The organism is Streptomyces hirsutus (assembly GCF_001418415.1).
In the GTDB taxonomy this organism is placed as follows: domain Bacteria; phylum Actinomycetota; class Actinomycetes; order Streptomycetales; family Streptomycetaceae; genus Streptomyces; species Streptomyces hirsutus.
In genome coordinates this window covers 1-11,452 of record NZ_LIQT01000104.1, presented here as the reverse complement: position 1 = coordinate 11,452, position 11,452 = coordinate 1, and the positions used below count along the sequence as shown (strand labels likewise).

6 protein-coding genes and 1 pseudogene are annotated in these 11,452 nt (G+C 67.8%); 3 read left to right on the top strand and 4 right to left on the bottom strand.

Translation table 11 applies throughout. The features are described 5' to 3' along the window. Positions 1-662 (top strand): hypothetical protein (locus tag AOK11_RS44620; protein WP_240497267.1); only part of this gene is annotated, 662 nt, incomplete at its 5' end. Positions 663-1,138: 476 nt separating this feature from the next. Here the strand turns inward: AOK11_RS44620 and AOK11_RS09100 are convergent. Next, the gene (locus tag AOK11_RS09100; protein ID WP_157869306.1) at positions 1,139-2,383 is read right to left on the bottom strand and encodes a DUF6236 family protein; all 1,245 of its coding nucleotides are present in this window, start codon (positions 2,381-2,383) and stop codon (positions 1,139-1,141) included. Positions 2,384-2,699: 316 nt separating this feature from the next. On the opposite strand from AOK11_RS09100, the pseudogene AOK11_RS09095 reads away from it, so the two are divergent. Next, positions 2,700-2,924: pseudogene (locus tag AOK11_RS09095) on the top strand (hypothetical protein). Between the two features lie 2,535 nt (positions 2,925-5,459). Here the strand turns inward: AOK11_RS09095 and cas7c are convergent. From cas7c to cas5c, 3 genes are read right to left on the bottom strand one after another with little or no spacing between them, the layout of a single operon-like run. Further along, positions 5,460-6,329 (bottom strand): type I-C CRISPR-associated protein Cas7/Csd2, encoded by an 870-nt coding sequence (gene cas7c / locus AOK11_RS09085; protein ID WP_055593149.1) that lies wholly within the window; start codon positions 6,327-6,329, stop codon positions 5,460-5,462. Positions 6,330-6,381: 52 nt separating this feature from the next. Further along, a complete protein-coding gene (gene cas8c / locus AOK11_RS09080) occupies positions 6,382-8,223 on the bottom strand; it encodes a type I-C CRISPR-associated protein Cas8c/Csd1 (RefSeq protein WP_055593148.1) in 1,842 nt (613 codons plus the stop codon). A gap of 1 nt (position 8,224) precedes the next feature. Beyond that, the gene (gene cas5c, locus AOK11_RS09075) at positions 8,225-8,995 is read right to left on the bottom strand and encodes a type I-C CRISPR-associated protein Cas5c (protein ID WP_107098537.1); all 771 of its coding nucleotides are present in this window, start codon (positions 8,993-8,995) and stop codon (positions 8,225-8,227) included. A 197-nt stretch (positions 8,996-9,192) separates the two neighbouring features. Here cas5c and AOK11_RS09070 point away from each other — a divergent pair, with 197 nt between their 5' ends. Further along, complete coding sequence (locus AOK11_RS09070; protein ID WP_055593147.1) at positions 9,193-11,448, top strand: CRISPR-associated endonuclease Cas3''; 2,256 nt, start codon at positions 9,193-9,195, stop codon at positions 11,446-11,448. Positions 11,449-11,452: the final 4 nt, after the last annotated feature.

Below are 11,452 nucleotides of genomic sequence, written 5' to 3'. Positions count from 1 at the left end.
CCCTCGGCGTCGCCCCCCTCTCCCACGGCGCGCTGAACGCGCGCCTCGCCCGGCGCGCCCTGGCCACCGTGCTCGCGGGCGAACCTCTGCCCGCATCCTGGATGGAGGAGATTATCGCCCCCGGCGAGGACGAACAGCCCACCTACACCAAGCTGCTGACCGCTCTCGGCGACTACCGCCGCCACCACCGCGCCGGCCCCGACCTTCTCGGCCCGCGCCCGATAGGCCGCGACGGCGAGGAATGGGACTACCTCACCGACGCGATCGACCTCCACACCCACGCCCGCGTCCAGCACTGCCTGGAAGACCTGCGCACCCGCACCGCTTTGCTGAATCCCCGGTGGTGGGAGGCACTCAGGATCGGCGACCGGGCCGGGTCCTTGGCGTCCCGGGTCCAGCCCCAGAACGGCGGTGTCAGCGTGGGGTCGATCCGCTGGGCTGTCGTCTCGAAGGTGCGCAGGGAATGTCGGTTCCACGGCAGGAACTGCGGGGAGCCGTTGACGGTGGGAGCGGGCGACTCGTGGAGGCGGGGCAGAAGATCGAAGTGGCCCTGCTGCTTGACGGTCTGGACAGGCACGGTCTCGCTCGGTTCTCATGGGTCTCGAGCACCAGCACCGTGCCTGCTTTGCTCTCCCGGATCCCGTGTCGCACAACGGGCATGACATTACGTCACTCATGAGACCGACGAACCGGACCAATCCCAATCACGCAATGCCCCTGGCTCACGTGGACGTCGGCGCCTCGGCGATGTACGACCCGCGCTCCGGCGATGCGGCCCGCTTTGACTGGACTGGCGACACTCCTTGCCCGTCCTGGGCCGACTCGCCCCTCGTGCGCCGGGCGAGGGCACGCTGAGAGGCGTAAGCAGCGCGCCGATGCACGTATGACCGAGGCGATGCGGAGGGTGGCTCCGGTGACTGTTCTGCGGGAGAACCGCCGCAAGACCGGCATGGCCGACGGTGATTCACGAGGCTGCGCCGCCAGGGGCTGATGACTTGCTGCGGCTGTTCACCGGCGCCGGCACTGTGCCACAGCCGTCTGAAGTGCCTGACGCTATCAGTCAAGCGGCACTCGGACGAACTTTCCTTTCACCTTCCGGGGTGGAAGTGCCCCTGGCGGCGCCCCGCCTCGCCGCGCCTCATGTGAAGCGGGTAATCCGGCGGAGGAGCGATGGCGGTGTGAGACCGCGCTGGACGGCCAGGAGGTACGCGGCCGGGTTCTGCGCTTTTAAGGCTTTGGTCTGCTGGATGTGCGTGTGGCGAAGGTTCGCGAAGGTCAAGGCTGCCCCCACCGCGCCGCCGAGCAGTGGGTGACCGGCGAGGACACCGGCTCCGCCGGCTGTGGCGGCCAGCGCGGGGATCTCGAATTTTACGTTGAGGGCGCTGTAGACGGTGTTGATTCCTTGTCTCTTCATGGCCGCCTGCAGTGCTTGCAACGGAGCTTCGAAGCGCTGTTCCACCGCCATGTGCAAGTAGCGTTCGTGTGCCTCGGGAAGGGTCGTTCCGGCCAGTTCCTGCTTCAGCAGGTCCACCGTCTCCGCCACTGTGCTGGTGAACGCGGCGAACTCGTCACGGTGGTCCTTGCGTAGCTTGACGATCTTTTCGACAGGTACGTCCGTGAGATCGGCCGGGACGGCGATGCGGATGGCCAGCAGGCCGACGATATCGGCGGAAGGGGCGGGCGGAAGGGACGAGGCGGAAGGCGTGGGTGTGCGCAGGAGGACCTCGGCGATGCGGTCGGCGTCCCAGCCGTTTGACGCGAGGTGGGCGTCGGGCTGGTCGGTCGTGGGCGTGTACCGGCCCTGGGCGGCGAGCGCTTCGACGAACGCGCACTTGTAGAGCCAGGCGAGCGCGGCGTTCATGGTGACCCATCGTCCTTCCATGAGTGACCGCCTTGCCTGGAGACCGGGAGCACGACGTCCGTCAGTGGCGAGACCGGTGGTGAACAGCGCCTCCCGTAGCTCAGGGGTGAACTCCTCCCAGTAGGCGGCTGCCGCCCGGGCTCGATAAGGGCGCATGGAGCGGCTGTTGCCGGACGAGGGTCCGAGCGAACGCGGGGACGCGGGATCGAAGGGCGCCGCCGCATGGTTGTATCTCTCTTCCCACGATTCCGATACGCCGTATCCCGCAGTGCGTAATGCGTCCGCGTAACGGTCGAGCAGGTCCAGGAACATGGGCGCCACCTGCTGCGCCGCGGGGGTTGGACCCACGTTCGTGACGAAGTCGATCTCCTGGGCGAGGACACGGGCGGTCCTGGAATCGGACAGTCGGTAATCCTCGGGGACGACTCGCGCCAGCTCCCGCCAGTAGAGCGCTGCGATCTTCAGCCAGCCTTCATCCCGGAAATGGATGTATGGGTAGTACAACCCGATGTGTGGCAGCAAGACGTTCTCCTCCCCGGTGGCAGCCCGTACGGCGGCCGCGCTTGGGCCACCGTAATGTGCAACGATCCTGCGTTGCCAAAACTGCCGAACGGAAGGCGCCCGTCGCTCAGCGAGACGGGCAGAGAGATTCGCCCAACCCCGCCGGTTGGTCGATCAGGCTGTGCAGCCCCCGCCAGCGAGTGCACCGGCGATGACCGTCTTGAGTAGCACTTTTCGGCGATGAAGGGGCAGCATGCCGACGCCGACGGTCATGGAGCGCGAGATGGGCGCAGCGGAGCGTGAGGGTGTGGCTGAGTGAGACGCCATCCGCTTATCGATGACGGGGCTGTTCGTGCTCACGATCAATGTGGCGGTGCTGTTGGTAGTCATCATCGTTCTGCGGCTGCGCTAGCGTACCCATGCGCGGAGCCGCAACGACGAGAAGCTGACTGTGCTGGTCGTCCTGGTCTTTGGCATCCTCGTTGCGCCGACCGCGTTCGGGCAGGGTGTGCTGGACGTCGTGGGGCAGCTCGCCGCGGGGATCACTGAGTCCGGTCGCTGAAGTTCGAGATTGGGATCCTCGGTCGCCTCGAAGGGCGACGCCAGGCGTTTCCTTCCACTGCTCGCCGGCACGGTCGCTCTCGTTGCGATCCTCGGTCGCCCCGGAAGGCGACCGCCAGGACGAGGTTCCGCTGAGCATAGTCCTTGTGCTGGTTGTTGCGATCCTCGGTCGCCCCGGAGGGCGACCGCCAGTGTGGGAGACCGCGGTCGGCGGCACGGCCGGCGCGGCGTCGCGATCCTCGGTCACCCCGAAGGGCGACTGCCAGGGCCTGCAGGAACTCCGCGACTACGCGGTAAGGCGGTTGCGATCCTCGATCACCCCGGAGGGCGATCGCCAATGGCCTGCCGAAGGCGTACGAGGGCCGGGCCATTCCGTTGCGGTCCTCGGCCGCCCCGGAGAACAGCCGCCACGCGGACGAGCGCACCCCACAGATAGCCGTCCACTTGGTTGCGATCCTCGGTCACCCCAGAGGACAACCGCCGGACTCAGTTCCGCGCGGCGCCTGCGGATGAGGTCTGCGTTGTGATCCTCGGCCGCCCCGGAGGGCGACCGCCAGTACACCGGCACCGTCATCCAGGACCAGCGCCAGGTGTTGCGATCCTCGGTCGCCATGGAGGGCGACCGCCAGGAGTCCGGCGAAGTCGTCCGGCTTCCACCCATCGCCGTTGAGATTCTCGGTCGCCCCGGAGGGCGACCGCCAGTAGGCCCTGGCCCGACGTGGACGGACGCCGACACCCGGCTGCGATCCTTGGTCGCCCTGGAGGGCGGCCGCCAGTCCTCTGGCGCCTCCTCGAGCCCGTCGGGGGTGATGTTGCGATTCTCGGTCGTCTCGGAGGGCGACCGCCAGCAGGATGCCGCGATCACCGTGGAACCCCCCAGGATGTTGCGATCCTCGGTCGCCCTGAAGGGCGACCGCCAGACCCGCAGCAGGGCACCGCTGAGGTAGCCGTCCACCTGGTTGCGATCCTCGGTCGTCCCAGAGGGCGACCGCCAGTACGGCGTCGCCAACAAGGTCCACCTCCGCTACATGTTGCGATCCTCGGTCACCCCGGAGGGTGACCGCCAGTGTCGGCGGCGGTGATCTCGCCGGGAACGGTCGGCGTGTTGTGATCCTCGGTCACCCCGGAAGGCGACCGCCAGCTGAACCTCCAGGTCCCAGAGCCGGTAGAGGATCTGGTTGCGATCCTTGGTCGCCTCGGAGGGCGACCGCCAGGGCGCGTGTCGGCCCGAAGACCATGCCACCGTCGGCGTTGCGATCCTCGGTCGCCCCGGGGGGCGACCGCCACTACGAGACGGGCGTGCCCTTCTTCGGGGCGTCCCGCTTGTTGCGATCCTTGGTCGCTCCGAAGGGCGACCGCCAGCCTACCGAGCCGCACCCGGCGAAACCCAGGTCACAGCGTTGTGATCCTCGGTCACCCCGGAGGGCGACCGCCAGGCGGGGTGCCGGACAAGTACGGGATTCCCGAGGGGGGATTGCGATCCTCGGTTGCCCCGAAGGACGGCCGCCAGCGGCAGCCAGGCCGATGGTGAGGCCGAAGCAGGCGAGGTTGCGATCCTCGATCGCCCCGGAAGGAGACCACCAGGCGCACGCGCTGCTCGCCCGTGTCGACGTCCGTACGGTTGCGACCCTCGGCCTCTCCGAAGAACGGCCGCCAGGCTATCGAAGATGACGTCGGAATCCTCATCGAACAGGTTGCGATCCTTGGTCATCACGGTAGGTAACTGCCACGTGTACGCCACTTCCTCGTTCTCACCCGGGTTGTGGGTGTTGCGATCCTTGGCCGCTCCAGAGGGCGCCCGCCAGCTCAAAGGCGCCAAACTCCAGAATCATGCCGCGTTGGTTGCGATTCTCGGTCGCCCTGAAGAGCGACCGCCAGCCGAGGTCCGGTTCACGAACGCGGACATGGACGCGCTGTTGCGATCCTCGATCACCCCGAAGGGCGACCGCCAGGGCCGCTGAGTAGGCGTCCATGGATGACCGTTGCCAGTTGCGATCCTCGGCCGCCCCGGAGAGCGGCCGCCACCTGGGCCGACGCCGGCGACTGCGTCGAGGGCTTCGAGTTGCGATCCTTGGTGGGTCTGTCAAACGAGCGGCTTACAGTCCCTCCTTGGTCCCCCACAGGGCGACCACCAGGTCCAGCTTCGCCGACGTGTCCTGCGTCGCCTGCCCGTTGCAGTCCTCGGTCGTCCCGGAGGACGACCGCCAGCTCGGATGTCGTGGGCGATAGCGGGGTTGTGGATGTTGCGATCCTCGGTCGCCCGGAGGCGACCGCTACAAGGCTGCAATGGTGACCTGCTTGGGATCAAGATTGTTGCGATCCTCGGCCGCCCGCATCAGCAACCGCCAGCGCGAACAGCGCGTCTCCCATTTCTTCAGCTTTGGTGCCGTTGCGATCCTCGGTCGTCCCGGAGGGCGACCGCCACGGCCCACGGCATTTGCTGTCTGGCCGGGATCGAGTTCGTTGCGATCCTCAGCCGTGGCTCGAGACGGCACGGTGCGTAGCCCTGAGCCGGGTTCCGTGTCTCTGGGTCGGCTCAGTCGATGAGGCGGGTGAGGGTGACTCCGTCGGGGATGTGGTCTTCGTCGATGGTGATGCGGTCGGTGTAGTCGTCCCAGGAGCGTGCTTCGCTGTGGCCCAGTGGTTTGATGCGGATGAGGTCGAGGAGTTTGTGGGCGGGGGCTCGGCCGTAGGCGTCGTCGTGGGTGAAGACGTACAGGCCGCGGATGGCCATTTCGCCGCGGGAGGCGGCGCGGTCGTGGTCGAACATCATGGTCATGGCGTGCCAGTAGGCGGTCAGGTCGTCCGGGGTGATGCCGGCTTTTGTGCCGAGGGCGCCGGAGTAGAAGCCGTGGCCGCGGTAGAGCCCGTAGGGCACGTAGTGCTTGTTGCCCATCTCGGTGACCTTGCCCTTGGCGAGGTCTTCGGGTTTGTTCGGGGCGACGCGGGTGATGCCGGCCTCGAGCGGGGTGATGGGGTCGATGGAGCGGGAGAAGGTGAGCTGCATGGGTCCGCGGGCCTTGCCGGCGTGCTTTTTCTGGTCGCCGACGGACATGACGGCGCCGAAGAGGCGTACGTCGTAGAAGTTGCGGATCATCCACTGTTGGGCGGTGGCGGTGTCGCCTTCCGTGGTGCCGCCTTCGTGGTAGGCGCGCTGGATCTGCGGGTTGAGGGCGACGCCTTCCTCGACGTACATCTCGAAGCCGGGCTGTCCCTGGTGGGCGAGGGTGATGGTGTTGCGGATCTTCCGCTTGAGGGCGACGTCGGTGATGATGCCCTGGCTGGTGATGGGGTCGATGCGGGGCATGCCGCCGGCGTCGGGGTCGCCGTTGGGGTTGCCGTCCTTGACGTCGATGAGGAAGACGTAGTCGTGCTTGCGGGTGGGGTCCAGGTGCGCGGCGCTCATGGCTGTGTTCGGTGTCCTTTCCGGATTGGTGAGGGGGCGGGCTGTCGGGCGTTTACCAGAGGGTTTCATCGGTTGCGTTCGCGTCCTCGGCCACTTCTTCGGGGAGGGCGTCGGCGGCCTGGTCGGCGGCGAGTTCCTTGCCGGCCTCGCGGGCCTTGATGGCTTCGGCCGCGGCCCGGGCGGAGTGGGCGCGTTGGTGTTCGTAGCCGAGGATGAACAGGGCCTGCTGCTCGGCGTTGAGGTGGGCGGGGAGGGTGTCGAGCAGGTCGAAGGCGTCCCGCAGGCGGTTTTCCATGGCCTTGGCCGCGGGTTCGCTGTTGCGGGCGATGGTGCGCAGGTGGGGGCGTGCGCCGATGCGGAGCCGGGTAAGGACGGCTCGGGGCGAGACGACGGCGGTGGTCAGGTACTTGTCGGTGATGGTGGTGTTGACCTTGGGCATGGCCTTGCGCTGGATTGCTTCGAGCATGGCCATGATCCGCCCGCACACGTATCCGGGTTCGGTCGAGGTGGTGTTCAGCTGGGGCACGCACAGCTCCTTGTGGCGGGTGGTCGTACGGGTCAGGGCGAGGCGCAGCAGCGCGATGCGGGGCCGGTCGATGTGGTGGTCGGCGCGGATGCGCTGCATGAGGACCGGCAGGACGTGGGCCGGCGGCGGGGTGCCGTGGAGTGCGGCTTGGGTGAGGTCGGCTTGCAGGTGCTTGGGGATGGTGGTGTCGACGTACTTGTTTTTGCGCTTGTCCCAGCGGGCGGCGGCCAGGGCGAGGCGCCAGACCGACCAGTAGAGGGAGGTGTTGTTCCAGCCGTCCCAGGTCTGCTGGTCGGCGAACCAGGTCCCGAGCCGCTGCTTGAGCTCGGGGACGGGGATGGTGAGCCAGTCGGCGACGATGACCCGGTTGGTGTTCACCCGCAGGGTGACGGCGTAGAAGGCGTCGTCGTCGAGGGCGGCCAGCGCGTCGCGTCCCTTGTGGGGGTGGTTAAGTCCGTCGACGAGTTGGGCAACCTCGGTGGGGTCGGGGTTGTCCAGGGTCCACATGTCGGTTTCGGTGGTGGGGTTACGAGTCCACCACACGATGGCGGAGTCGCCGGCGCGGGTGTGGTGCTCGGGGTCGGCCAGCAGCGTGTTCAGGGCGGTGGTGGCCTTGGTTCCGCAGTCGACGCAGACGGGGGTGGCGCCGAGCTGCTTGATGCCGGCCCGGTAGTGGGCGGGCTGGTTGAGGCATATCAGCTGGGTGTTCATCCCGGAGTTGGGAAGGCCCTTGACGGGGACCGGGAGAGTGGACAGCAACGCTCCCATCTGCCCGCAGACAAGGCACAGGCCTTCCTGGCTCTTGCCCGGCTTGCCGCTCTTCGCGCTCTTGACCTTCTCCGCCCACCAGCGCTGGGCCTGCGGCAGGTCGTGGATCCACTCGCCGTCCACGCTGATGGCCACGAGGTGCCCCTGATCCATCTCCTTGGGCCAGTCGTCCGGCGCGGAGGGTCTGTCCAGCCATCCGGCCAGGGTGCGGGCCTGGGGAAGGCCGGGGTGCTCGTTGCACCAGGAGGTCACCATGGCGCGGTAGGCGGCGTGACGCTCCCGGGCCCGGGTGATGTCCTTCGGGGCGGTCGAGGGAACTTTATTTCCGTCCGGCCCCTTCACCAGGCCGGGGTGGCCGAGGACGTACAGCGCGTTGTCGGCGAGCAGGAACGGCGGCGGGTTCTTCCCGGAGCGGCCGGTGTAGGGGGCGGTGACCTTCCGTGGCTCTTCCCCCTTGGCGGGGCGCAGGTCGATGATCAGCGGCTCGGCATCGCCGGTGCTGGAAAGGTCGATCCGCCACATGATCTGACGCCGCTGGTAGTAGTCGGGGACGGCGTCCTCGCGGCTGGCGGCGTGCTGGACGAGGCTGTGCAGGAGCACGTCAGGCCGTCCCCTCGGCAGAAGCGCGGCCCTCGGCCCCCGGCATCTGGCCGACCTGCGCGGGGTCGAGCGGGCGGTCCGGCACGTGGAGAACACCGCGCTCAAGGCGGGCGCGGAACCAGTGGTAGCGCTCCTTGCCTTTTGGCAGGTACTCGATGTGGTGGAGCATCAGCCCGATCTCGTCGATCGGGGGGATGCCGGCCCGGTCGGCGGCGGTGACGACGCCGGCTTCCTGTGCTGATCCGCGGGGGCCGAAGAAGGCTGCGAACTCGCGGCAGCCGAAGTGGGGCTGTTCGAAGCAGGCACCGCGCTTGACGCGGCGGTCGAACTGGTCGCGGTACTTCGGCAGCGGCGCGGTGCAGCGGTCGGTGGCGTTGATGGTGGCGTGGATGCGGTAGGCGACGTCGCGCAGTGCGACGGTGACGCGCTGCCCGCGGTCCTCGGCGACGTCATAGCGGTAGCCGTTATTGGCGCGCAGGTCCTCGAAGGTCTTCTTGGTGATGATCGAGTTGTTGACCTCGTTGCGCCGGAAGCTGGTCCACTGCACCGGCTTGAGCAGTTCGATCCGCTCGATCCGGTAGGTCATCTCCGGCTTCCACAGGATCGCCTCCAGCAGCCCTCTCGCCGCCGAGGGGGTCATGACCGGGTAGGAGACCCGTTCGACCTTGAGTTCCGGACGGGTGAAGCAGGCCAGCAGCCCCCACGCCTCCACCTGCACGGGAAGTGGCCGGTCGGCCCTCTCCCCGCGCTGCCGTGCTTGTGCGGAAATCATGCACCTTCCCCCTTCATGCCCCAGCCGGCTCGGCCCGTTGTCAGTGCCGGCGGCTAGCGTCGTCGCCCTGCCCCGATTTACGACCTGCGGTCCGCAGATCGGTAGTGAGTTGCGGTGATCTAGCCGGATCTCAGTATATAAGTGATAGAAAGTCAAGTATGGTTGCATACAAGGCAGTTGGTGAGATATCCGGACGGATGCCCGTTCCGGAAGGCCGGCTCGTTGCCCACTCACCGGGCCGTCGGGGCGCATGGCACTGGTACGAAGACCACGCCCGAGGCACCGGCGAGCTGGCTCGACGTTTCGCCGCCCCGTGGGGAGGCGGAGAACTCGCCCACCGGCTGGGACGCGACCACGACACCGGCAAGGGCGCATGCGCCTGGCAGGACGGCCTGATCGAAGAAGCCACCACCGGCCGGAAAGTCCGCCGCCCCGCCCACCATGCCGCCGGGGCGTTCCTGTTCACTCAAGTAGCCCGGCAGCATCCGGTGCTGACCCCGTTCGCCGGCGTCATCGAGGGACACCACACCGGCCTGTCCGCCTGGTCGGAACTCAGCGTCCGGCTCAAAAGCCTGATGCGGGACTCCGAAGAGGTCAACGAGGCGATCAGCCGGGTCGCCGAAGTCATGCCGGAGATCCTGGACAAAACCTGCCCGGCCGTCCCGGACTGGCTCGACCCGCGCAACAGGACCAGCGTGGAGATGCTGGTCCGCATGACCTACTCGGCCGTGGTCGACGCCGACCGGCTCGACACCGCCGCGCACTTCAGACCCGGCCCGCTTCCCCGGCCGGACGCGGGCATGCCCGAATTGTGGGAACGGTATGAGACCCGCCGCCAGGAGGCCCTCGCCCAGCGCCGACGCCTAAAGGAGCCCTCGTGGCTGGACGAGCTCCGCGAGGACGTCTACCAGGAGGCGATCGACACCGCGGCCGGTGAGCCGGGGGTGTACCGGCTGCACCTGCCGACCGGCGCGGGCAAGACGTTCACCGGCGGAGGCTTCGCACTCCGACATGCCGCACTGCACGGGCTGCGGCGCGTCATCGTCGCGGTTCCGTTCATCTCGATCACGGAGCAGAATGCGGCTGTCTACCGGAGCCTGCTGGATCCAGAACACGGGCCGCAGGCGGTGCTGGAACACCACTCCGCCGTGAACTTCGAGGCATCCGACCGGCGCGCATCGCGGTCCTCGGACGCTTCAGGCGACATCCACCGAGACCCAAAACGTGTCCGTTCCAACCGGTGGGCGAAGCTGGCCGCGGAGAACTGGGACGCCCCGTTCATCGTCACCACCACGGTCCGCCTGATCGAGAGCCTGTTCGGCAACAGCCCATCGGCCACCCGCCGACTGCACCGGCTCGCCAACTCCGTCATCGTCCTGGACGAGGTCCAGGCCCTCCCCGACACCCTGCTGACACCGATCCTGTCCGGACTGCGGGAACTCGTGGAGCACTACGGCGTGACCCTGATCCTGTCCTCGGCCACACAACCGGAACTCGCCGCGCTGAACCCCTGGCAGACCGGCCTGCCCCAGCGCGACATCGTCGCCAACCCCGCACCGCTTTTCCAGCGGCTGCGCCGGGTCCGGTACGACTGGCGCACCGGCTCAGAGGTGACCCTCAAAAGCATCGCCGCAGAGGCCGCACCGCACGGCCAGGCGCTGATGGTGGTCAACGGAACGAAAGACGCCGGCCACGTGCACAAGGTCTGGCTCGGCGACCGCGACGAGGACCCCAGCACCCTGCACCTGTCGACCCGCATGACCGGCGGCCACCGCAGAGAGACCATCCAAGCGGCAAAGCAGCGCCTTGACGCCGGCCTGGACACGCTGCTGGTGTCGACATCGCTGATCGAGGCCGGCGTCGACCTCGACTTCCCGCGCGGATACCGCGCCAGATCACTGCCGGAGTCCGAACAGCAGGCGGCCGGGCGCATCAACCGCGAAGGGCACCGCCCGACCGAGGACAGCATCATGACCGTCTTCGAACCGACGGACGGTCTCCAGCCACAAGTGATCTACAACCGGTGCGGCATCGCCGCAGCATCCCGCCGCTTCGGCAAGGGGCTCGCCGACCCAGACGATCTGGACACACTGCGCTCCTACTACCAGCACCGCTACCGACTCCAGGCCGGACGCTCCTCCACCGACCCCAACGGAGCCACCGGAGAAGCCATCGAGGCGCTGCGAGAAAAGCTGGACTACCCGGAAACCGCCCGCAGAATGCGCATGATCGACAACGAGCACTCCGTGGCCGTCGTCGTCCTCCGCCCCCAGCTCAACCAGAACGACCGGCAGGCCGCCCAAGACGCCATCGCACAACTCCGCAGCGGGATACCGACCCCCGAGACCTACCGCACACTCCAGGACCACATGGCATCCATCCCACAACGAGAACTGGAGACAGCGATCAACACCGGACACGCCGCCGAAATCGCCGGTGAAGCTTCCCCTTGATGTT

What these genes read in the sequence shown, in the direction of transcription:
- AOK11_RS09070 (WP_055593147.1), top strand. Translation starts at nt 9,193, where the DNA reads ATGCCCGTTCCGGAAGGCCGGCTCGTTGCCCACTCACCGGGCCGTCGG.
- cas5c (WP_107098537.1), bottom strand. Translation starts at nt 8,995, where the DNA reads ATGATTTCCGCACAAGCACGGCAGCGCGGGGAGAGGGCCGACCGGCCA.
- cas7c (WP_055593149.1), bottom strand. Translation starts at nt 6,329, where the DNA reads ATGAGCGCCGCGCACCTGGACCCCACCCGCAAGCACGACTACGTCTTC.